At 67.1% G+C, this 22,299-nt stretch carries 24 protein-coding genes; 9 read left to right on the plus strand and 15 right to left on the minus strand.

Annotated elements, in window-relative coordinates:
- Positions 1-85: 85 nt before the first annotated feature.
- Genes HV793_RS04865 through HV793_RS04875 form a run of 3 tightly spaced genes read left to right on the plus strand, consistent with a single transcriptional unit; the run spans position 86 to position 3,098 of the window.
- Positions 86-1,096 (plus strand): Bug family tripartite tricarboxylate transporter substrate binding protein, encoded by a 1,011-nt coding sequence (locus tag HV793_RS04865; protein WP_175212764.1) that lies wholly within the window; start codon positions 86-88, stop codon positions 1,094-1,096.
- A gap of 20 nt (positions 1,097-1,116) precedes the next feature.
- Positions 1,117-2,052, plus strand: coding sequence for a hydroxyacid dehydrogenase (locus HV793_RS04870; RefSeq protein ID WP_054455031.1), 936 nt, complete (start codon positions 1,117-1,119; stop codon positions 2,050-2,052).
- A gap of 38 nt (positions 2,053-2,090) precedes the next feature.
- Entirely contained in the window at positions 2,091-3,098 is a 1,008-nt protein-coding gene (locus HV793_RS04875) for an Ldh family oxidoreductase (RefSeq protein WP_054455033.1), read from the plus strand.
- A gap of 1 nt (position 3,099) precedes the next feature.
- Here the strand turns inward: HV793_RS04875 and HV793_RS04880 are convergent, their stop codons facing one another.
- Complete coding sequence (locus tag HV793_RS04880; RefSeq protein ID WP_054455035.1) at positions 3,100-3,996, minus strand: AEC family transporter; 897 nt, start codon at positions 3,994-3,996, stop codon at positions 3,100-3,102.
- Positions 3,997-4,195: 199 nt separating this feature from the next.
- Between HV793_RS04880 and HV793_RS04885 the strand changes: the two genes are divergently transcribed.
- Positions 4,196-4,435, plus strand: coding sequence for a helix-turn-helix domain-containing protein (locus tag HV793_RS04885; RefSeq protein ID WP_082401106.1), 240 nt, complete (start codon positions 4,196-4,198; stop codon positions 4,433-4,435).
- Here the strand turns inward: HV793_RS04885 and HV793_RS04890 are convergent.
- On the minus strand, positions 4,425-4,964 hold the full coding sequence (locus HV793_RS04890) for a hypothetical protein (protein WP_175212765.1): 540 nt from the start codon (positions 4,962-4,964) through the stop codon (positions 4,425-4,427). The genes HV793_RS04885 and HV793_RS04890 overlap by 11 nt on opposite strands.
- Before the next feature lie 60 nt (positions 4,965-5,024).
- Between HV793_RS04890 and HV793_RS04895 the strand changes: the two genes are divergently transcribed.
- From HV793_RS04895 to HV793_RS04905, 3 genes are all read left to right on the plus strand, one after another.
- On the plus strand, positions 5,025-5,918 hold the full coding sequence (locus HV793_RS04895; RefSeq protein ID WP_054455043.1) for an alpha/beta hydrolase: 894 nt from the start codon (positions 5,025-5,027) through the stop codon (positions 5,916-5,918).
- Positions 5,919-5,950: 32 nt separating this feature from the next.
- Positions 5,951-7,522 carry a glutamate--cysteine ligase gene (gshA, locus tag HV793_RS04900; RefSeq protein WP_054455045.1) on the plus strand — a complete coding sequence of 524 codons (1,572 nt, stop codon included), beginning with the start codon at positions 5,951-5,953 and terminating at the stop codon, positions 7,520-7,522.
- An 81-nt stretch (positions 7,523-7,603) separates the two neighbouring features.
- Positions 7,604-8,125 carry a lipocalin family protein gene (locus HV793_RS04905; RefSeq protein ID WP_054455046.1) on the plus strand — a complete coding sequence of 174 codons (522 nt, stop codon included), beginning with the start codon at positions 7,604-7,606 and terminating at the stop codon, positions 8,123-8,125.
- Positions 8,126-8,140: 15 nt separating this feature from the next.
- On the opposite strand, the gene HV793_RS04910 is transcribed toward HV793_RS04905, so the two are convergent.
- The 12 genes from HV793_RS04910 to HV793_RS04965 form a co-directional block, all read right to left on the minus strand.
- Entirely contained in the window at positions 8,141-9,085 is a 945-nt protein-coding gene (locus HV793_RS04910) for a M14 family metallopeptidase (RefSeq protein WP_175212766.1), read from the minus strand.
- 49 nt (positions 9,086-9,134) lie between these two features.
- Positions 9,135-10,124 carry a Bug family tripartite tricarboxylate transporter substrate binding protein gene (locus HV793_RS04915; protein WP_054455051.1) on the minus strand — a complete coding sequence of 330 codons (990 nt, stop codon included), beginning with the start codon at positions 10,122-10,124 and terminating at the stop codon, positions 9,135-9,137.
- A gap of 150 nt (positions 10,125-10,274) precedes the next feature.
- Positions 10,275-11,189: a LysR family transcriptional regulator gene (locus HV793_RS04920; RefSeq protein ID WP_013391216.1), complete on the minus strand. Its 915-nt coding sequence runs from the start codon at positions 11,187-11,189 to the stop codon at positions 10,275-10,277.
- Between the two features lie 31 nt (positions 11,190-11,220).
- A complete protein-coding gene (locus tag HV793_RS04925; protein WP_054455052.1) occupies positions 11,221-12,105 on the minus strand; it encodes an alpha/beta hydrolase in 885 nt (294 codons plus the stop codon).
- Positions 12,098-12,871, minus strand: a complete 774-nt coding sequence (locus tag HV793_RS04930) for a GntR family transcriptional regulator (RefSeq protein WP_119452167.1) — start codon at positions 12,869-12,871, stop codon at positions 12,098-12,100. Before HV793_RS04930 ends, HV793_RS04925 begins: the two co-directional genes overlap by 8 nt.
- A 72-nt stretch (positions 12,872-12,943) precedes the next feature.
- On the minus strand, positions 12,944-13,636 hold the full coding sequence (locus tag HV793_RS04935; RefSeq protein WP_175212767.1) for an ABC transporter ATP-binding protein: 693 nt from the start codon (positions 13,634-13,636) through the stop codon (positions 12,944-12,946).
- Positions 13,623-14,393: an ABC transporter ATP-binding protein gene (locus HV793_RS04940; protein ID WP_119452166.1), complete on the minus strand. Its 771-nt coding sequence runs from the start codon at positions 14,391-14,393 to the stop codon at positions 13,623-13,625. Before HV793_RS04940 ends, HV793_RS04935 begins: the two co-directional genes overlap by 14 nt.
- Positions 14,383-15,369: a branched-chain amino acid ABC transporter permease gene (locus HV793_RS04945; RefSeq protein ID WP_175212768.1), complete on the minus strand. Its 987-nt coding sequence runs from the start codon at positions 15,367-15,369 to the stop codon at positions 14,383-14,385. Before HV793_RS04945 ends, HV793_RS04940 begins: the two co-directional genes overlap by 11 nt.
- Positions 15,366-16,280, minus strand: coding sequence for a branched-chain amino acid ABC transporter permease (locus HV793_RS04950; RefSeq protein ID WP_054455060.1), 915 nt, complete (start codon positions 16,278-16,280; stop codon positions 15,366-15,368). The genes HV793_RS04945 and HV793_RS04950 overlap by 4 nt, the downstream gene beginning before the upstream one ends.
- Entirely contained in the window at positions 16,277-17,461 is a 1,185-nt protein-coding gene (locus tag HV793_RS04955; protein ID WP_054455062.1) for an ABC transporter substrate-binding protein, read from the minus strand. Before HV793_RS04955 ends, HV793_RS04950 begins: the two co-directional genes overlap by 4 nt.
- A gap of 51 nt (positions 17,462-17,512) precedes the next feature.
- Positions 17,513-18,424, minus strand: a complete 912-nt coding sequence (locus tag HV793_RS04960) for a fumarylacetoacetate hydrolase family protein (RefSeq protein WP_175212769.1) — start codon at positions 18,422-18,424, stop codon at positions 17,513-17,515.
- 89 nt (positions 18,425-18,513) lie between these two features.
- Positions 18,514-19,638, minus strand: coding sequence for a cupin domain-containing protein (locus HV793_RS04965; RefSeq protein WP_054455064.1), 1,125 nt, complete (start codon positions 19,636-19,638; stop codon positions 18,514-18,516).
- 197 nt (positions 19,639-19,835) lie between these two features.
- Between HV793_RS04965 and HV793_RS04970 the strand changes: the two genes are divergently transcribed.
- Both HV793_RS04970 and HV793_RS04975 read left to right on the plus strand, forming a co-directional pair.
- On the plus strand, positions 19,836-20,081 hold the full coding sequence (locus HV793_RS04970; protein WP_054455066.1) for a hypothetical protein: 246 nt from the start codon (positions 19,836-19,838) through the stop codon (positions 20,079-20,081).
- 181 nt (positions 20,082-20,262) lie between these two features.
- Positions 20,263-21,255 (plus strand): Bug family tripartite tricarboxylate transporter substrate binding protein, encoded by a 993-nt coding sequence (locus HV793_RS04975; RefSeq protein WP_244958587.1) that lies wholly within the window; start codon positions 20,263-20,265, stop codon positions 21,253-21,255.
- 34 nt (positions 21,256-21,289) lie between these two features.
- Here HV793_RS04975 and HV793_RS04980 read toward each other — a convergent pair whose 3' ends face one another.
- Positions 21,290-22,210: a LysR family transcriptional regulator gene (locus tag HV793_RS04980; protein ID WP_166738350.1), complete on the minus strand. Its 921-nt coding sequence runs from the start codon at positions 22,208-22,210 to the stop codon at positions 21,290-21,292.
- Positions 22,211-22,299 lie beyond the last annotated feature (89 nt).

Below are 22,299 nucleotides of genomic sequence, written 5' to 3' on the forward strand. Positions count from 1 at the left end.
CCACACCAGCAGACCCGGGCGACATCCGCCACGGCAGCACAGGCGGTTGCATTCCTACCCGGGCGTCCCCCAAGGAGGAAGACAGATGAACAGCGAACACGATCACCATCCCGCCGCCGCGCAACGCCGGCGCCTGCTTGCCGCCCTGGGCGCCGCCGGCCTCTGTGCCCTGACGCCCTGGCAGCGCGTGCTGGCGCAGAAAGCCTGGCCCGAACGTCCGATCAATTACGTGGTGCCCTTTCCGCCCGGCGGCCTGACCGACGTGGCCGCGCGCCAGGTCGGCAAAGCGCTAAGCGACGCCGAGCGCTGGAACGTGGTGGTGGAAAACAAGCCCGGCGGCAGCGCCAACATCGGCGCCGCCCACGTTTCCCATGCCGCTCCGGACGGCTACACCTGGCTGGCGATCACGCTGTCGCACGCCGCCAACGCGACGCTCTTTGCCGGCAAGGCGGGCTACGACCTGACGCGCGACCTCACGCCGCTGGCCGGCCTGGCTTCCTCGCCCATCATGGTGGTGGTCAACGCCAAGAGCGACATCAAGAGCATGGCCGATCTGGCCAAGGCCGCCCGCTCGAAATCGCTGTCGGCCGGCTCCAGCGGCAACGGCACGCCGCCGCACCTCACCCTGGCGCTGTACCAGAAGCTCACCGGCGTACCGATGATGCACATTCCCTACAAGGGCGGCGCGCCGTCCCTCACCGACCTCATAGGCGGCCACCTGGACGTGGTGTTCTCCAACTATCCGGAATCGCTCTCGCACGTGAAGAACGGCTCGTTGCGGGCGCTGGCCATCACCACCCGCGAACGCAGCGCGGACCTGCCCGACGTGCCCACCGTGAAGGAAGCCGGCCTGCCGGACCTGATCGTCGAGAACTTCACCGGCGTGCTGGCACCCGCGGGCACGCCGCCGGAGCTGGTGCAGCGCATCGGCGACGCCATCGTGCGCCAGGTCTCGCAGCCCGCCATGAAGCAGGCGCTGCTGCAGCTGGGCTTCGTGCCGCAGCCGCGCGGCCCCGCGGAGTTCGGCGCCTACCTGAAGTCCGAGGTCGACCGCTGGGCCAAGATCATCCGCGACGCCAACATCCAGATCGCCTGAGCACCGTGGAGTCCCAACCGATGCATATCCTCATTTCCGAGTTCATGGACGCGCCCGCGGTCGACGCGCTGCGCCAGCGGTTCAAGGTGCGGTACGAGCCCGAACTGGTGGAGCAGCGCGATGCCTTGCTGGCCGCGGCGGCCGACGCCGACGCCCTCATCGTGCGCAACCGCAGCAAGGTCGACGCCGCCCTGCTGCAGGCGGCCCCGCGGCTGCGGGCCGTGGGCCGCCTGGGCGTAGGGCTGGACAACATCGACCTGGACGGTTGCGCCGCGCGCAACATCGCGGTGATACCGGCCACCGGCGCCAACGCGCGCGCTGTCGCCGAGTACGTCGTGGGCGCCATGCTGATGCTGCTGCGCGGCGCCTACGGGTCGACGGCCGAGGTCGCGGCGGGCGCATGGCCGCGCAACGCGCTCTCGCAGGGGTTGGAGGCGCACAACCGCATGCTGGGCATCGTGGGCTTCGGCGGCATAGGCCGGCTGACCGCAAGCCTGGCGCAAGGACTGGGCATGCGCGTGGCCGGCTGCGACGCCGCGCTGCCGCCAGACCATCCCGCGTGGCGGGAGACCGGCGTCACCGCCCTGCCGCTGGACGAGCTGCTGGCCCAGGCCGATGCCATCACCCTGCACCTGCCGCTCACGCCCGGCACGCGGCGGCTGATGGACGCCGGCCGCATCGCGCGCATGCGGCCCGGCGCCGTGTTGATCAACACCTCGCGCGGCGGCATCGTGGACGAGGCCGCGCTGGCGGATGCCCTGCGCACGGGCCATCTGCGCGGCGCGGCGCTGGACGTGTTCGAACAGGAACCCCTGCCCGCCGGCAGCCCGCTGGCGGGCGCGCCCAACCTGATCCTGACGCCGCATATCGCCGGGCTGACGCAGGAAGCCAACACCCGGGTTTCCGACATGGTGGCCGCCGGGGTGACAATGGCGCTTACCGGCGGCGACCGATGAAGCCACACGGCCCGGCGCGCGCCCTTGAAGAGAAGGATATGGCTCACATCTATCTGGACGAACTGCAACTCCTGGCCGCGGCCGGCCTGGCCGCCGCCGGCGCCAACCCGGCCATGGCCGACAGCACGGCGCGCGCGCTGGTCTTCGCCGAAAGCCAGGGACTCAGCTCCCACGGCCTGTCGCGCGTGCCTTTCTATGCCGGACACCTGCGCGCCGGCCGCGCCATCGGTACGGCGGTGCCGCGCATCGTGCATGAGCGCGGCGGCGCCGCGCTGATCGATGCCGGGTCCGGCCTGGCCTTTCCCGCCTGCGCCATGGCGATCGAACAGGCCGGCCTGCGCGCCCGCGAGCATGGCGTAGCCTTCATCGGCGTGGCCAACAGCCACCACTTCGGCGAAGCCGGCTACCACCTGGAAGCCCTGGCCGACCTCGGGCTGGTGGGACTGGCGCTGAGCAACTCGCCCGCCGCCATGCCCGCCTGGGGCGGCAAGCGTCCGTTATTCGGCACCAACCCCATCGCCGCGGTCTTTCCGCGGCGCGGCGGCGCGCGCCTGGTGATCGATCTGTCGCTGTCGCAGGTCGCGCGCGGCAAGCTCATGATCGCGGCCCGCGACAACCAGCCCATCCCCCTGGGCTGGGCGCTGGACGCCGACGGCCAGCCGACCACCGATCCCAAGGCCGGCCTGGCGGGCAGCATGCTGCCCGCGGGCGGCGTCAAGGGCGCGATGCTGGCGCTGATCATCGAACTGCTGGCTTGCGCGCTGACCGGCTCGCACTTCGGTTTCGAGACCGAGTCCTTCTTTGTCGACGAAGGCGGCCCGGCGCGGCTGGGCCAGGCCTTCATGGCGATCGACCCCGGCGCCCTGGCGGGCAACAACGCCTATCTGGATCGCGTCGAGGTCCTGGTCGACGCCATGCTGGAAGATGAAGGCGTGCGCCTGCCGGGTGATCGCCGCCGCAAGCTGCGCGACGAAGCGCTCAAGCATGGCGTGGAGATTCCCGATGCGTTGATGGCGCAATTGCGCGCGATGTCGGGCGCGGGGTAGGTCAAACCCCGCGGCTGAACCAAAGTATCACCGGCGCCAGCAATAGGAACGCCACGGTCGACACCAGCACCGCGCCAGCCGCGGTATCGCCCTGCGTCGTGTAGCGCTTGACGTACATGTAGCTCACCACGGCGCAGGGCATGGCCATCTGCAGGCTCAGCGCCCCGGCCAGCACCGGTTCCAGATCCAGCGCCCACACCACCGCCAGCCCCGCGCCCAGGCCCACGGCCAGGCGGATGGCGGCGACCTTGGCGCCGTCGCGCAAGCCGTTGGACGGAATCAAGGCCAGCGCGTGACCCAGGCTCAGCAGCATCAGCGGCACGGTTACCGCGCCCAGCATGCGCGAGGTCTCGATCAGCCATGCGGGCACCGGCACGTGCATGAGACGCAGGGCCACGGCGACCAGCGAAGCCAGCAAAATCGGACTCTTCCAGCTGCCCTTGGTGTTGACGCCCGGCAACAGGCGCACCGCGATGGTGTGCATGACAAAGGAACTGACCGCGAAGAACGCGACCGCCACCGACAGGCCCGCGTCGCCAAAGGCCATCTGCGAAATCGGCAGCCCGAGGTTTCCGGCGTTGGGCAGGAAGGCCGTGGGCAGCAGCGTACGCACGGGCAGCTTCCATGCCTTCAGCAACAACGCGCACACCAGGGCGCACAGCAGCAGCGCCAGCAGGGTCGCCACCGCCACGTCGGCCAGCGCGCGGTCGTCCAGGTGGGTGGTGACGAAAGTGTGGAACACCAGGGCCGGCGTGGTCACCGACGTCACCAGCATGGTGATGAAGGAACCGCCGAACGGCAGGTCCCGCTTGCCCCAATACACCCCTATCCCCGCGCAAAAGAGCAAAGGCAGCATCAGCACGATCGATGAAAAATAGAACTGCACGACGGCAGACATGCGCTTATTCCGTTAGAGATAAGAGGTTTGATGCATGAAGGCATCATCGCTTGCCGGGCAACGCGCCCGGGCGGCAGCATGGAGCAACTCGTCAATCGCCGGGCTTCTGCCCCCAACCGCCATGTCAGCCACCGCACATTCCGCCACGCCCCCGCATCTGGCCACACACGTGGCCACAAACCCGGCCGCGAATCCCACCTTGAACGCCGCGTCTGGTCCGGCCCGGCCCATCAAACCCCTGTCGGAACGCCAGGCCAGCTGCCTGCACTGGGCCGCCATGGGCAAGACCAGCTGGGAAACCGCCCGCATCCTGGGCGTCAGCGAAAGCACGGTGAATTTCCATCTGTGCAACGCCTGCGAAAAGCTCGGCGTGCGCGGCCGCCGCGCCGCAGTGGTCGCGGCATTGAGACTGGGCCTGATCGCGCCCGTCACGGCTTGATGACAACGGAACGCAGGAACTCATGCGCCCGCTCGGCCGGCAGGCTTTCCACGGTGCCGGCTGCCACGGCCTCGATCAACATGGTGTCGGTCACCCAGACCCTGGCGCGCAGCCAGCCCGGCTTGCCCATGGCCTTGCCCTGGACCTCGATGTCCTGCCCGTAGGCAGGCCATTCATTGGGCGGCGGCGATTGCATGTTGGCGTAGAGCGAATGCATCAGCGCCATGCCCAGCGCCCGCTTGGCGGCCGGATCCTTCGCGATGTCGGGTGGCAGCGGCGCCGATCCCACGGCGAAGACCGCCTCGCCCACGGTGGCGCTGGCCAGGGTAAAACGCAAGGTATGGGTATCCAGCTTCAGGTCGCGGGTGTCGGTCGTAACCCGGTCCGGAAACGCGGCGCGCGCGTGGCCGTCGGCCACGTCGACTTCGCGCCAGTTGTAACTGGGCGAGCAGGCCGTGATCAGCAGGGCCAGCGCGACAATTGCGCCGGCTTTCTTGAACATGAAACGAAACAGCGATGAAATCGTCATTACCCGAGGACCTGGACTGTCTATTCATTTCGAGGAAGCCAGAAATTGTCGCCGATTTCGATGACCCCCGCGCCCGACGGCACGCCACTGGCCAACTATGTGTGGCCAGCCGCGCCCAACGTGCCCCCGCCGATCGCCGGCCTGGGCACCCCCAGTATCTACCTGCTGCACGGACTTAGCGAGCATGCCGGGCGCTATGACCGCCTGGCGCGCTGGCTGACCGCGCGCGGCTGGACGGTGGGCGCCCATGACCACCGCGGCCATGGCCGCTCCGGCGGGCGGCCCGCCACCCTGAACCATGAGGACGATCTGGTCGTCGATGCGGTCGACCGCCTGCGGGCCTGGACCGCGGCCCATGGACGGCCGCCCATCCTGCTGGGCCACAGCCTGGGCGCGCTGGTCGCGGTGCGGATCGCCCTGCGCCGCCTGGCCGAGATCGACGGCCTGGTGCTCAGTTCGCCGCCGTTCGTGGTGCACGTGCCGCCGTGGGTGCGGCGCACCCTGACCTGGATGTCGCTGCATGCGCCCGACCTGCGCGTGCCCCACGGCCTGGCGCCCGCCCGCATTTCCCACGACCCGGCCGTGGTCAAGGCCTACCGCAGCGATCCGCTGGTGCGGCGCCAAATGACAGGACGCCTGGCGCGCTTCGTGGACGAAGGCGGCCGCGAGTCCCTGCGTGAAGCCCCGCTGCTGGCCTGCCGCACCCTGCTGATGGTGGCGGGCGACGATTCCATCGTCGCTGCCGAAGGCAGCCGCCAGTTCGCCCAGCGCGCACCCGCCGAACTGCTGACGCTGCGCTGGTACGACACCGCCTGGCACGAGATTTTCAATGAAACCGCCCCCATCGCCGATCCGGTCTACGCAGACCTGGACGAGTGGCTGGCGCGCACCGCTCAGGCATTGTCCCTGTCCCCAGTATTGACTCCCTCGGCACAGGAGGCCGGCACCCCGTAAAATCCGGCGACAGACCCAAACGAGAAGAACCCGTGACTGATACTGCCGCCAACCGCCTCTCCCGCCTGGAGGCCAACCGATCGCTGCTGACCCAGACCCTGCGGGGCATCGAAAAGGAAGGCCTGCGCGTGGACGAACAGGGTGTCCTGTCCCGCAAGCCGCACCCCGCCGGCCTGGGATCGGCGCTGACCAACGAACACGTCACCACCGACTACTCCGAATCCCTGCTTGAACTCATCACAGGCACGCACAAGGACGTCGACGCGCTGCTGGCCGAACTGACCAACACCCATCGCCACGTCTACAGCGTGCTGGACCATGAACTGATCTGGAATCAGTCCATGCCCGCCACGCTGCCGCCCGAAGCCGACATCCCCATCGCCTGGTACGGCAAGTCCAACACCGGCATGCTCAAGCACGTGTACCGCCGCGGCCTGGCCGTGCGCTACGGCAAGACCATGCAATGCATCGCCGGCGTGCACTACAACTTCTCGCTGGCCGAAGACCTGTGGTCCGTGCTGGACACGCAGCCGGGTAGCCCCCAGGACCGCCGTTCGCGCGGCTACATCGGCCTGATCCGCAATTTCACGCGCTATTCCTGGCTGCTGATGTACCTGTTCGGCGCCGCCCCGGCCTTGTCCAGCGACTTCCTGCGCGGGCGCGAACATCCGCTGAAAAAGCTGGATGACAGCACGCTGTACCTGCCCTACGCCACCAGCCTGCGCATGAGCGACCTGGGTTACCAGAACAAGGCGCAGTCGCAGCTCAAGCTCTGCTACAACGACCTGGACACGTTCCTGGGCCGCTTGTACGACGCCGTCAGCCAGCCCTGGCCCGACTACCAGAAGATCGGCACGCACCGCGACGGCGAATGGATCCAGCTCAACACCAACGTGCTGCAGATCGAAAACGAGTACTACTCGAGCATCCGCCCCAAGCGCGCCACCGGCCGCTGCGAACGCCCGATCACGGCGCTGGCGGAACGCGGCGTGCAGTACGTTGAAGTGCGCTGCCTGGATATCGACCCGAACTCGCCGGTCGGCATCGACGCCAGCACCAGCCGCTTCGTCGATGCCTTCCTGCTGTTCTGCACCGCGTCCGACAGCCCCTTCTTCCCCGCCAACGGCTACTGTCAGCGCAGCGCCGACAACTTCTCGACCGTGGTCAAGGAAGGTCGCAAGCCCGGCCTCATGCTGGATCGCGAAGGCCAGCCCATCGGGCTGGCGCAATGGGGCCACGAACTGCTGGACCAGATCGCGCCCTACGCCGCGCTGTTCGACTCGGCCATGGGCGGCAGCGCCTATGCCGAGGCCCTGGCGGCCCAGCGCGCCAAGCTCGATCAGCCCGACTCCACGCCGTCGGCGCGCCTGCTGGCTTCGCTGACCGACAGCGGCCTGTCGTTCCATGACTATTCGCTGGACCTCAGCCGCAAGCATGCCGACGCGCTGCGCGCCCAGGCCTTGCCCGCCGACCTGGCGGCAGCCTATGAACAGGCCGCCGCGCAGTCCACGGCGGAACAGCTGCGCCTGGAGCAATCGGACACCGAGGATTTCGATACCTATGTGGCCCGCTACCACGCCGCGCTGAAGGCCCCGCGCAAATAAGGCGTATCGTTAGGGTTTTGATCCGCGCCGCCGGCCCTCCGGCCGGCGCGGACCGCTCTGTCACATCAGGAGGTTTCCCCCATGCGCCGCACCGCAACATTCCTGTTGGCCTTGGCCACCAGCGTGGCGGGGATAGTCCATGCCGCGCCGCCGCCCATGCAAACCGTGGAATCGGTGGACCTGAAGCGTTACGCAGGCATGTGGTACGAAATCGCGAATTTCCCCATGTTCTTCCAGCGCGACTGCGTGGGAGACACCACCGCCGAATACACCGCACATGCCGACGGCACGGTCGGCGTGAACAACCGCTGCCGCACCAAGGATGGCGACATCGATTCGGCCTCGGGCACCGCCACCGTGGTGGAAGGCAGCAACAACGCCAAGCTCGAAGTTTCGTTCTTCAAGCCGTTCAAGGGCGATTACTGGGTGATCGGCCTGGACCCCGAATACCGCTGGTCGGTGGTCGGCACCCCGGACCGGAAATACCTGTGGATCCTGTCGCGCTCGCCGCAGTTGCCCAAGGAAGAACTGGACAAGGCCCTGGATGCGGCCAAGGCCCAAGGCTATCAGCTGGATGAATTGCGGTTCACGCCGCAGAAATAAGACGCGCCGCAGCGCTTAACCGGCGTAGTCCCGCGCCAGCCGCACCACCGTCACGCCCGGCTTCAGCTGGCGCAAGGACGGCATGACCAGCGTGCACTGATCGTACGGCGTCACGATGGGTTGGCCGTCGGCCCAGCCTATCGTCGATCCGGCGTGCTCGAACGTTTCCAACCCGGTCCAAAGCTGCGAGAAGCGCAAGTCCATGGATGGCGCGACCACCGCGTCCGTCACTTCCAGCACGCGCTGGTTTTCGGCATCCGGCAACAGCCAGCCCGCCGGCACGTCCGCCGCATCCGCCACGCCCGACTCCAGCAGCATGCGCGCCACCATGTCGCGCGCCACGTCGCGCGCAGCCAGCTCGCCATGGAAACCGCATTCGATCAGCAAGGCGCAGGCGTCTTCTCGGGCGGGATCGCCGAACTGGCCGAAGTCGCGCATGCGCACGCCGTCCTTATGCCCCGCGTCCACGATCACGTGCTGCGGCGCCTTCAGGCGGCGCGCCAGCGCAATGTTGCGCGGCAGGACGCCGGTCAGCAGCAAGGGCGCACCCGGCTCATGCATGGAATGCAGGTCCAGCAGCCAGTCCGCGCGCTCCACCCAGGGACGCAGCTCGGCGCCGCGCCGGCGGTCCGGCGTCGTGGGATTGTCCAGGCGTTCGGCACTCCAGACGCGGTTCATGTCTTCGGCGACGAAGCGCGAGGCGTCGTGGTTGGCGTGGTCGAAGCGGTCGAACGCATCCAGATTGCAGAATGCCAGCGTCAGGCTGCCGCGGCGCGGCCGCACGCCCGCCGCCAGCAGGTCCTTCAAGGCCCAGGCGCCGCACAACTCGTTGCCGTGCACCAGCGCGGACACCATCAACGCGCGCCCCGGAAGGCCTGAATCGAAATGCCACACGCCAGGGGTGCCGGTATTGCCGGCGCGCTCGGCGCTCAGGTCGGGTACGGGAAGCTTGAATTCCATGGATGTCGTCCGCTGCGGTACTAGGGTGTTGCGATGATCCGGTTTCGGATCACTGGGCTTCGATCTTGGCGGCCTTGACCAGCGCGCCGTATTTCCTGGTTTCCTCGGCCTGATAGGCCGCCGGGTCCAGGCCCGGTTGCGACAGCACGCCGCCGGCTTCCTGCATCTTGGCGCGGAACTGCTCCGACTTCAGCGTGTCGGCCAGCGCGCTGCGCAGCTTGGCGGCCACCGGCTCCGGCAAGCCGGCCGGGCCATAGAGCGCGAACCAGACGCTGATGTCCACGGACTCGAACCCCGGGGTTTCCGCCAGGGCCGGCAGGTCCGGCGCCACCGGCGAACGCTTCTTCTCGGTCACGCCCAGCGCCACGATCTTGTCGGCGCGCACTTGCGGCAGGCCCGAGGACAGCACCAGCATGCCGTAGTCCAGTTGACCGCTCATCAAGTCCGTCACCAGCGGCGCCACGCCGCGGTACGGCACGTGCTCGGCGCGCGTGCCGGTCGACTGGTTGATCATCTCGCCGGCCAGGTGCAGGGTCGTGCCCACGCCGGAAGAACCGTAGTTGAAGCTGCCGGGCGCGGAGGCGCGCAGCTTCTGCAGGTATTCGGCGGCGGTCTTCACGCCGGAATTCTTGCTGGCGGCCAGCAGCATGGGCTGCGAGGCGATCACGCCCAGCGGCGAAAAGTCCTTCACGCTGTCGTACTTGACCGCGTTGTTGATCATGCTGGCGATGACCATCTCATTGGTCGAGCCCAGCAGCAGCGTGTAGCCGTCAGGCGCGGCGCGCGCCACGCGCTGCGCCCCGATGGTGCCGCCGGCGCCGCCCACGTTCTCGACCACCACGCTCTGGCCCAGGCGCTTGGCCAGTTCTTCGCCAAACAGGCGGGCGGTCAGGTCCACGCTGCCGCCCGCCGGGTAGCCGACCACCAGAGAAATGGCGCGTTCGGGATACTCGGCGTGGGCGGAAGGCGCCGCGGCCAGCGCCGAGACGGCACAGATAGCGGCGAGCGCGCCGCGCAATGGATGCAGGACGGATTTCATGTTTTCTCCCTGGGGTGCTGAGGCGGACGGCGGCGCCGTCTCATTTAATGTTTCGGGAGCTATTCTCGGGCGTACACCAGGGATATTTCGTGCTGAATCGACACATGGCCGTGCGGATTCGGCACACGCCGGACGCGCGGCTGACGGATTTCACGCCTTGCGACTGGCGGTCGCTTCCCAGGCCGCTTCGGCCAGGTCCGCCAGGCGCGCCCGCGAACGGTACAGCCGCACCTCGAACGAGATTTCCTCGCTACGGCCGCCCAGGGCTGCCAGCGCGCCGCGGCGGCAGTCCGCCGCCACCATGGACCACGGCAGCCAAGCCACGCCCAGCCCCTTGGCGACCGCGCCATGCGCCGCGTCCAGCGAATCGCTGCGCAAGAATGGCGCCAGGGCGTACGGCGTGGCCTCCAGGCGGTCGCCCACAATGCGTTCCATCGCGAGGCCGCCCGCATAGGTGATCAAGGGCACGGACGGACCGCCTTCCTGCAGCACGTAACGGGGCCGGCCGCGGGAATCCGCCTGGCTGACGGGCACGAGCTTGTCTGTGCCCAGGGTCATGTAACGGTAGCGCCCCGGGCTCAGCTGCACCGACAGGGCCGGATGCTCGTAGCAGCACAGCAGGTCCACCCGGCCCTGCTCCAGCCGCGCCGCCATGTCCTGCATCATGCCGGTGGACAATTCGACCTGCGTGCCCTCAGTCAACACCTTGGGCGTGCGGTGGCGCAGGCGCGCGATCCAGTCGGCCACCAACGTGCGGGCCAGGCTGCGGCCGGTGGCGATGCGCAGCACCGCCTCCCCGCCTGCGCCGAAACTGCGGATGCGATGGCGCACCTGCCCCATCTGCTCCACCACCTGCGTCGCGGTCTTGAGCAAGGCCTCGCCTTCGGCGGTCAGGACCACCGGCAGGCGCTGGCGTTCGATCAACGGCGCGCCGGCCCAGGCCTCCAGCGCGCGGATGCGTCGGCCGAACGCCGGATGAGTGACGTGGCGCAGCTCGGCCGCGCGCACGAAGCTGCCGGTCTGCGCCAGGGCAATCAGGTCTTCAAGGAGTTTCAGGTCGGCCATGGACGTCAAGCTTACGCCATCGGCCGGCCGTTCACTTGGCGCCCAGCCCCATCATCGCCAGGGTGGCGCGGGTCAGATCGCTGTCCGGATTTTCCAGTTCATTGACCAGGTCAAAATGATTGCAGTGCGGCGTCGGAATACGGGTGGAGGCCAGCCCCGCAGCATTCCACGCCGCTTCGTACGCCGCCGTCTGGTTCTTGAAACCCTGCGTCTCCAACCCGCCCACGGCCAGCAGCATCGGGCCAGCACGTTCCGGCAGATGGAAGATCGGGCTTTGGTGCGCGGCCTGCTCTGGCGTCAGCTGCAGCCAGGTGTTGGGCAGGATATCGCACAGCGGCCGCAGATCGAACAGCCCGCTCAATGCCAGCGTGCCCTTGATCACGTCGTCCGGCACGCCGTAGCGTGCCTGCCATTCGGGCGCGACCAGCATGCCGGCCAGATGGCCGCCCGCCGAACTGCCGCTGACGTAGATCCGTTCAGGGTCCACGCCATAGGCCGCCACGTTGCGGTACAGCCAGGCCACGGCGGAGCGCACTTCGCGCACCACTTCGCCCAGGGTCGCCTCGGGCACCAGCGTGTATTCCAGGGTAGCCACGGCGGCGCCCGCGGCGTTGAAGGCCTCTGCCATCACGGGCGCGTCTTCCTTGCGCTGCGCGCGCCAATAGCCGCCATGGATGAACACGAACAGCGGCGCCCGCGCCTGCGAGGCGGCGGGCAGGAACAGGTCCAGCCTTTCATCCTGGCCCATGCCGTAGCGCAGGTCCAGCACGCCCGGGCGGCGCGTGCGCACCCGCGCCGAGGACTCGGCATAGCGGCGCACGCAGGCGTCGAAATCCGGCACCGATTCGCGCGCGTTGTATTGCACCTCGCGCTCGGCGATGGTGGGAAAGAAGAGATCGATGTCGCTGTTATGCATGCCTGGCCTGCGATGTTGGCTGCGATTGGGGCTGGGAGATGATGCGTTCGATGAACTGCGCGGTCTTGCGGTAGTGCGCGGCGAGCATGGCGACCGAGCCTTCCACGTCGCGCGAGATGGCGGCGTCCAACAGCTGGCGGTGCTCGTCGTCGACGTTGCGTTCAGGCCCGTAGGCGGTCGCGCCGGCGCGCGCCGGACGGCGGTAGCGCTCGGTCTGCGCGTAGAGCTGGGTGGACAGGTCCAACAGCCAGTTGGAACGGCACGCGCCGATCAGCGCGTGATGGAACTCCAGGTGGCGCGCCTCCAGCAGCTCGTCCAATTCTTCCGACGGCTCGGCGGCCTGGTCGGCCCGCTGCGCGGCCAGCGTCAGCGCATGGTACGCGCCGACCAGGCGCGTTTCCCAGGCGTCGTCGGCGTTGGCCAGCGAGCGGCGCAGCGCGTCGCAGTCGATCAGGATGCGGGTTTCACAGGCGTCCCACATTTCTTCGACCGACAAGGGCGCGATGCTGAAGCCGCGCGACGTGGTGCTGATGACCATGCGCTCGCTGCGCAGGCGGTTGAGGGCTTCGCGGATGGGAGAGAAGCTGCTGCCGTAGCGCTGCTTCAGCAATTCCAGCCGCAAGGACTGGCCCGGCGCGAAGGCGCCGCGCATGATGTCGCGCCGAAGCAGGCGGTAAACCTGCTCGGACAGCGTGATTTCCTCTATGCCGGCGCTCCCGTCCGATCCGGGATCGTCCTGGCGGGAAGCTTTTATTCTAGGCTTCAAGATGGTCTCCAGATGTCAGCGGCCGGGGCGCGTATCCGCGCACAGGCGGCTCATTCTACCCGCGCGGCCTGTTCATATGCCCAGGTAGCGCTGCGCCAGCTCGGGCTGGGCGGACAGCTCGGCGGGCTGCCCCGACCAGGCCACCCGGCCCTTGTCCACGATGTAGTGGCGGTCCACCAGCGTCGCCATTTCGGGCAGGTTCTTGTCGATCACCAGGATGGTCTGGCCTTCGGCCTTCAGCGCCCGCAGGCAACGCCAGATCTCCTGGCGGATGAGCGGCGCCAGCCCCTCGGTGGCTTCGTCCAGGATCAGGAGCTTGGGGTTGGTCATGAGGGCGCGCCCCACCACCAGCATCTGCTGTTCGCCGCCCGACAGCGTGCGCGACGACTGGCCGCGGCGCTCTTTCAAACGCGGGAACAGCGTGTAGACCCGCTCCAGATCCCATCCGCCCGGCGCGGTGCGCGAGGTCGCCACCAGGTTTTCCTGCACCGTCAGCGAACCGAACACGCGCCGGCCCTCCGGCACCAGCCCCACGCCCAGCCGCGCCACGCTGCTGGGCGCGGAGCGGCCCAGCGTGCGGCCGCGAAACTGCACCGCGCCGCCGGTGGCTGGCAGCATGCCCATCAGGGTCTTGATCGTGGTGGTCTTGCCCATGCCGTTGCGCCCGATCAGCGAGATCACCTCGCCTTCACTGGCCTCGAACGACATGCCGAACAGGACCTTGCTGGACCCGTAGCCGCCAGTCAGCCCTTCAACCTTCAACATGTTCTTCTCCCAGATACGCCGCGCGCACCTCCGGATGGCGGCGCACCTCCTCTGGCGAACCACTGAACACCACGCGGCCGTAGACCAGCACGCTGATGCGGTCGGCCAGCGCGAAGACCGCGTCCATGTCGTGTTCCACCAGCAGGATGCCGTAGTCGCCCTTCATGCCTTGCAAGAGCCGGGTCATGCGCGCCGATTCCTCCGGCCCCATGCCGGCCATGGGCTCGTCCAGCAGCAACAGCCGCGGCGAACGCGCCAGCGCCACCGCCAGCTCCAGCTGCCGTTTCTCGCCGTGCGCCAGGTCCGACGAACGCACGTGGCGGCGGTCCTCCAGCCCCACGTGCGTCAGCCACTGCATGGCCTCGGTCTTCAAGGCCGCGTCATGACGCGGATTGGACCAGGCCTGGAAGGCGCGGCCGCCCTTGAGCATGCGCGACAGGATCACGTTCTCCAGTGCGGTGTACTCCTGGCACAGCTCGGTGATCTGGAACGAGCGGCCCAGCCCCAGGCGCGCACGCTCGAAGGCGCGCAGCGCGGTCACGTCCTGCCCATCCAAATGGATGGTCCCGGAGTCCGGCCGGATCTCGCCGCAGATCTGCGCGATCAGGGTGGACTTGCCCGCGCCGTTGGGGCCGATGATGGCGTGGATCTCGCCGGCGCGCACGTCCAGGTCCACGCCGTTGGTGGCCACCACCGCGTCGAAAGCCTTGCGCAGCTGCGTCAGGCGCAACAGGCTGGCGCTTGCGTCAGTCGGCATGGCGCGTCTCCAGCAGCTTTCCGAACAGGCCCTTCTGGCCCCACAGCACCACCAGCACCAGGATGGGCCCCATGTACAGCAGCCAGTGCTCGGTCAGGGACGACAGCATCTGCTCCAGCCCCAGGAATACCGCCGCGCCCGCGATCGGCCCGAGCAAGGTGCCCACGCCGCCCAGGATGACGATGGCCATGAGTTCGCCGGACTTGGTCCAGGCCGCCATGTCGGGCGTCACCAGCCCGGCATAGTTGGCCCACAGCACGCCGGCCAGCCCCGTGCCCACCGCCGACAGCACGAAGGCGCTGAGCCGGTAGGGCGTGGGCGCCACGCCCAGGTTGGTGGCGCGCCGCTCGCTCTGGCGCAGCGCCTGCAGCACCATGCCGAAGCGCGAATTGGTCACGCGGATGCACAGCAGCGTCCAAAGGGTCAGCAGCGCCAGGCACAGGTAGTAGAAAACCATGGGGCTTTCCAGATTGATGCCCGGCAGCTCATTGCGCTGCGGAATCATCAGGCCATCGTCCCCGCCGTAGAACTGCAGCGACACCAGCACGAAGTACACCATCTGGCCGAACGCCAGCGTGATCATGATGAACTGCACGCCGCGCGTGCGCAGCGCCAGATAGCCGAACAGCCAGCCGGCCAACGCGCACACGATGAGCGCTATCGGCCACACCACAAGCGCCGCGTTGCTGCCAGCCCAGCCGAAGATCGGACCGGCTTCCGAAGTATGGAAGGCGATGATGCCGACCGCATAGCCGCCCAGCCCGAAGAACATGGCATGGCCGAAACTGACCATGGCGCCATAACCGATCACCAGGTCCAGGCTGACCGCGGCCAGGCCGTAGATCAGAAAGCGCGTCACCACGCCGATCAGGAACGGCGAACCCGAGGCCAGCGCCGCGGCCGGCAGCAGGATCAGCACCGCCAGGCCGCCCAGCCCCCAGCGGGCGCGGTTCGTAAGTGTGTATGCCATCTTCATCCTCGCGCCGGGAACAGCCCGCCCGGCTTGGCGATCAGCACGATCGCCATCAGTACATAAATGCTTGCCGAAGCCATGCCTGCGGCCAGCGGGTCCGCGGTGGCGGGCGAGAACATCGTCGACAGCAGCTGCGGCAGGAACGCGCGCCCCAGGCTGTCCACCATGCCCACCAGCAAGGCGCCTGCCAGGGCGCCGCGCACCGAACCGACCCCGCCGATCACGATGACCACGAAGGTGGTGATCAGGATGCGTTCGCCCATGCCGATTTCCACCGCCAGCAAGGGCGCGGCCATCACGCCGGCCAGCCCGCACAGCAAGGCGCCCAGGCCAAACACCAGCGTGTAGAGCTTGCGGATGTCTATGCCCAACGCGTCGACCATCTCGCGGTCGTCGGCGCCCGCGCGGATCAGCATGCCGATGCGCGTGCGGTTGACCAGCCACCACAGGCCCACCGCCACCAGCGCGCCAATGGCGATGAACGACAGGCGGATCAGCGGATACTGGAATCCCGGCGCCAACGTCACCGCGCCTTCCAGGAAGCTTGGGATGCCCACCAGCGGCGGACGCCGGCCGAAGATCAGGCTGACCGCTTCGTTCGAGAACAGCAGCAGGCCGAAGGTGGCCAGGACCTGGTACAGGTGATCCCGCTTGTACAGTTTGCGTATCACCACCACTTCGACCGAAATGCCGTACAGGCCCGCCCCCAGCAGCGCCGCCAGCACGCCCGCGAGGAACGAGCCGGTGGTGCCGATGGCGTAGGCCGCGCAGTAGGCGCCCACCATGTAGAACGAGCCATGCGTCAGGTTGACCACGCCCATGATGCCGAAGATCAGCGTTAGTCCGGCCGCCAGCATGAACAGCATGGCGCCGAACTGCAGCCCGTTGAGCAGCTGTTCAAACAGGAGCGTCATGACGGCATCTTGCAGAGTTGCGCGTAGGCGTCCTTGTCATCGGACACCAGCTTGCGGACCAGCTTCGGCGACAGGCTGCCGTCGCTGCCTTTCTCGATGCGCATCAGGTACAGATCCTGGATCGGATGCTGGTTGGTGTTCATGCTGAACTTGCCGCGCAGCGACGTGAACTCGGGCTTGCGCAGCGCGGCGCGGAACTCAGCCGCCTTGGACAGGTCGCCGCCAGTAGCCTTCAGGCCCGCGCCAATCAGCTGCGCGGTGTCGTAGGCCTGCATGGCGTAGTCCGTCGGCACACGGCCATAGGCGTCCTTGAACGCTTGCACGAAGGCCTTGGATTGCGCGTTGTCGAAGTCCTGCGACCAGATGCCGGTGATGTAGGCGCCGGCCGACGCGTCACCCGTGGCCTGGATCATGCGCGCATCCATCGAGAAGCTGGGCATCAGCATCGGGATGCTCTTGTTCAGCCCGGCCGCCGCGTACTGCTTGACGAAGTTGATGCCCGTGCCGCCCGGATGGAACTGATAGATGGCGTCGGGCGCCAGCGAACGCAGGCGCGCCAGCTCGACCGAGAAGTCCGACTGGTCGAGCTTGGTGTAGATTTCGGCGACCACTTCGCCCTTGTAGGTGCGCTTGAAGCCTTCGATGGCGTCGCGGCCCGCCTGGTAGTTGGGCGCCAGCAGCACGACCTTCTTGTATCCCAGTTCGTTGGCCGCCACGCCGCCGGCCGTATGGAAGGCGTCGTTCTGGTAGGACGCCACGAAGTAATTGGGATCGCACTTTTCGCCCGCGAAGTTCGACGGGCCGGGATTCAGGCTGACATAGAAGGCGCCGGACTTCACCACGCTGGGCACGACCGCTGCCAGCACGTTGGAGAAGTTCACGCCGGTATAGAGCTTGACGCCCGACTGCAGCAGGCGGTCGGCCGCCTGTTTGGCGTTGGCGGGCTTCAGGCCGTCGTCCTCGATCACCAGCTGCACCGGCACGCCGCCCAGCTTGCCGCCGCCCTGCTTGATGGCCAGGTTGAACGCATCGCGCTCGTCCTCGCCGATATAGCCCGCCGGCGTGGACAAGGTGGCGATGAAGCCGATCTTGACCGGTTCCGCGGCATGGGCCGCTCCCATGGACGCCGCGGCGCCCAGCGCGACGGACAACGCGCCGCCCAGTATCTGTTTCTTGATCATGTTTTTCCCCTTGGAGACTGCGTTGCCCGCCGCGGCGCGGCCAGGCGTTTTCTAGACCGCCACCACCGGATGGCGCAGCGTGCCGATGCCTTCGACGCAGGCCACCACCACGTCGCCAGGCCACAGCCATTCCTGCGGCTTGCGGCCCGCGCCCACGCCTTCAGGCGTGCCGGTGGCGATGATGTCGCCCGGCTCCAGCGTGATGCCCGCGCTGATGTCCGAGATCAGGAACGGCACCTTGAACAGCATGTGGCGCGTGTTCGAGCCCTGCTTCTTCTCGCCATTGACCGTCAGCCACAGATCCAGCACCTGCGGATCCGGGATCTCGTCGGCGGTCACGATGCACGGGCCGAAGGGCGCATAGGTGTCCTGGCCCTTGGAATAGATCCACTGGCCGGCGCGGCGGCAATCGCGCGCGCTCATGTCCAGCATCACGCTGTAGCCGAACACATAGGACAGCGCATCGGCTTCGGCCACGCGCGAGGCGCGGCGGCCCATGATCACGGCCAGCTCCACTTCCCAGTCCAGCTGTTGCGTGATCTTGGCGTTGTGCTCGATGGCGTCGCCCGGGCCGATGACGGTGGTGGGCGGCTTGGAGAAGATCACCGGCTGCTTGGGCAGGTCGGCCGAGGTATCCAGCGTACGGCTGGATTCCGCCACGTGCTCCACGTAATTCAGCCCGATGCCGAAGATGTTCTTGCGCGGACGCGGAATCGGCGCCAGCAGGTTGACGTTTTCCTGCGGCAGCGCGCTGCCCACGGGCCAGTTGCCGCGATAAGCCTCCATCAGCTTGCTGGCCTGCGCCACCGCCACGGGGCCCAGGTCGATGAAAGCCAGCATGTCGTCGGGCAGGTCCACGCCGCCTGCGCGGCCCAGCAGGGCCAGGTCAATCACATAGCCTTCGGCCAGCGCGCCCAGGCGGGCAGCGGCGGTGGGATGGGCGCGAAAAGTTACCAAGCGCATAAGAACTCCATAAATTCAGGACGAGTTGAGTCAGGCGCGCGGGCCCGGCCCGCGCGGCGGATGAAAAATTCAAGAGGGATCGGGCAGCGCTAGATCAGCACTTGATGGCCGTCGTTTTCCTTGACCGCTTCTTCGCGGTAAAGCGCCAGCGCGCGCATCACGGGCAGGTCGTTGAAGCTGAACAGGCAGGCGTCGTCGTTCGATGAAAGATTGACGTGTTCATGGATGGCCCACGAGGGCACGCAGAAGATGTCGCGTTCGGTCCAGTCGTAGCGCTTGCCGTCGATGATGGAATAGCCGCTGCCCTTGGCCACCTGGTAGATGAAGCTGCCGGTATGGCGGTGGGCCTTGGTGTGCTCGCCGGGCCGCAGCAGCTGCATGCTGGCGCCGATGGTGGGCATGACCGGGCCGCCCGTGGCCGGGTTGACGTATTCGAGCAGGATGCCGTCGTAGGGGCTGCCGGCGGTAGTGCGCGCATAGCGGCGCAGCGCCTCGTAGGTGGGCTCCCATTCGTACTTGAAGAGCGGCGAATACGGCTTGGTCCAACCGGACACCTGAGGCCTTAGCGCCGGGTTGGCCCAGGCGGCGGTGGTGTCGTCCACCGGATAGGTCACAGTCTGGTTCAGGTCCGGATGCACGGCATAGAAACCGGCCTCCATGGCGTTGACCAGCGGAATGTCCAGGCCGTCCTGCCAGATGCAGGTAGTGCCGTCTTCGGCCACGCCGTGCTCGTGCCAGGTGCCATTGGGCGTCAGCACGAAATCGTTCGCGCCCAGTGTCATCTTGTGGCCGTCGACCACGGTGAAGGCGCCCCGCCCTTCCATGATGAAGCGCAGCGCCGAATGCGAATGCTTGTGGGCGGAAGCCAGTTCGCCCGGCTTCATGACCTGCAGGCCCGAATACAGCCAGCCCACGGCGGCGGCCACGTCGCGCCGGCCCGGGTTGTTCAGGTAGATCACGCGCCGGCCAGCCTCTTCGGGCGAAACCAGCTCGGAAGAACGCAGCACGTGGCCGCGCAGGTCCTGGTAGCGCCACACCACCGGCACCGAGGCCGACCGCGGCGCCCACGGTTCGATCTTGTTCGCCACCGTCCACAGGGCGCCGGTCTCCAGGCGGGCCAGCTCCTGGTAGTAGGCGATGAGCTCGGGCGAGTCGGCCACATTGGCGCGGCCTATGGTGTCCTCGCGGTACGCGTCATAGCGGTTCGCTTCCATCCCTTGCCTCTTTTTATAAAAATTTAAATATTTTCGAAAATAATAGAGGCCGGCGGAAAATCGGGCAATGAATGCGCGCTAGGGGTTTTCCCAGGCTGATTGAAAATTGTTGGCGCGGTGTCAAACAATACTGTACAAAAACACAGTACAACGTGATACATTTCGCTCGCCCAAAAACTGTCGTCCAGGAGAACCCTGTGTCAGAAGCTGCCCATCTCGTTCAGTACATCGTCGTTCCCTACCGCGCCGCCGCCGATGGCGTCGCGCCTGGTGAAATCCGCGCCGCCAGCAGCGAGTTCGGCGCCATCCGCATCGCCAACTCCATGGCCTCCAAGTTCGCCGGCGTTGCCGCCTACGAAGTGCTGGTGGACAAGGAAACCGGCGACATGGAATCGCCGCGCATCCTCGCCCAGATCGGGACCGTACCGGCGTTGGACGATTGAACGCGTATCCGCCGTGCCGGGCCCAATTCGGCCCGGCGACGACGCCTGCTCGTCAACGAGTCAGGTTATGAATTTTCTTTGATTTGAATAAGTATTTTCTAGCTTCATTAACGCAAGGATGTCCGGCAGCATGCGGGGTTGCGCGCAATTCGCCCACCCACTCTTGCCACCAAGAAGCAGCATGATCCGCCGACTCCCCTTGCACGGTTCCGCCATTGCCGGGCTTCTGTTCCTTGCTTGCGCACTGACGCCCGCTGCGCACGCGGCCGAATCCCCCGACTGGCCAAGCAGACCCGTGACGCTGGTGGTGCCTTTCCCCCCCGGCGGCGGCAATGATGCAGTGGCCCGGCAGATCGCCGGCCCGGTGGGCCAGGCACTGGGCCAACCGCTGGTCATCGAAAACCGGCCGGGCGCAGGAGGCACCATAGGCTCGGCGGCCGTCGCCCGGGCACGCCCCGATGGATATACCCTGCTGCTCTGCTCCACCAGCAGCCTGGTCATGGCGACAGCGCTTTATCCCGGCTTGCCGTACCGCGTCGAGGATCTGGCTCCCGTCGTCCACATCGCCGATACGCCGACTATCTGGGTGGCCGATCCGGCCGTATCTGCCAACAATCTCCAGGAATTCATCGCGGCGGCCAAACAGGCGCCCGGCAAATACGGCTACGCCTCGGGCGGCAAGAACACCATGCCCCACCTTGCGGGCCAGACAGTCAGCGCGCGCCATGGCCTGGACATGCTGCATGTGCCCTACCGCGGATCCACGCCGGCTTATGCGGATCTCGCCACGGGGCGCGTGAACGTGATGATGGACAGCATCATTTCAGCGTTGCCCTTTATCGAGTCTGGCCGTGTCAAGGGATTGGCCGTCAGCACGGATCAGCGCCTGCCGCAGATGCCGTCCGTACCGACCTTGGCCGAACAGGGCCTGGACGATTTGGGCTTCGAAGGCTGGGTCGGCATTTGCGCGCCGCGCAACACCCCGCCCGAGATCAGCGCCAAGGTCGCCCGCAGCGCGCAGCTGGCCTTGGCCCAACTCGCATTGCGGGAAACATTCGCCAGGCAGATTGCGGAACCGGTAGGAAACGGCCCCGAAGCGTTTGCGCAGACGATACAGCGCGATGCCATCGCGTGGCGGCAGATCATCGCGGCGTCCCCCAACGAACCGGACTGAGGGGCAGACAGCGCAGACCGAAGCGCGGCTGCGCTCAGGCGGCAAAAGTTGTCTCGTCCGCCACGCCATCCGAGACCAGCCGCGCTACCTCGCAAATGCAGTCGGCCATGGCTGCGCGCAACGGAATCGCAGGCTGGTCGACATAGGCGGCGAAGTAGGTCTGCTTCGGAAAGGGCCTGGGAAATGGCAGCCGCACCAGCTTTCCCGAATCGAGTTCGCCGCGGATGAGTTCGAGCGGCAGTACCGCGTAGCCCGCACCCGCAACGGCCAGCCGCAGCATGACCGTCAGCGACCTCACGACGATCAACTTGAAGCCTTGCATCTGCGGAGATGAGAAATAGCTGGCAATCGAGGAGTACAGCAGCGAATCCACCGGATAGGACAGCAGAGGCAGCCGCTTCAACTGATTCATCGACGGCTCGACCTCGCCGCGCATCAGGCTCGGGCTGCAGACCCAGACGTAATCCAGCCCCAGCAATTGCCGGTTGACCACCGTCGGCTCTTCGATGCTGCCCAGCAACAGTCCGATGTCGAGCGCCCCCCCAAGCAATTGCTGCCGTATATCCGTACTGGTCAACGATTGCAGGTGCACGGTGACGTTCGGCCATTGTCTGCTCAAGGCGGCGGCCATAGGCTCGAGTATGGCTTCCGCGACGGTTCCGCTCAGGCCGATGCTGATCTGGGTAAGCCGTACGTCCGTGGTCGCGAACCGGCTGGTGAAGGCTCTCGCATGAGCCAGCAGTTCTTCCGCGGGTCCAAGCATTTCAGCGCCGACTGGCGTCAAGCTCAGTTGCTTGCCCTTCTCCCGCACAAAGACCCTCACCCCCAGTTCTTCCTCGAAGGCTGCGATGCGGGCAGAGATGGCCGCCTGGGACGCGTGCAGTTCTTCCGCGGCCAAGGTCATTTTCTTGAGCCTGGCGGCTCGGACAAACGTTTCCAGAAACCGGAGATTCATGCGTGGATATCCTAAGCCTGAGACGCAACCCAAGCCCCCGGCCGGCATCAGGACAATCCGCCAGGAATGGGATAGGCCATCAGAATCAG

It is taken from the genome of Achromobacter aegrifaciens, from assembly GCF_902859965.1.
Lineage (GTDB): Bacteria > Pseudomonadota > Gammaproteobacteria > Burkholderiales > Burkholderiaceae_B > Achromobacter > Achromobacter aegrifaciens.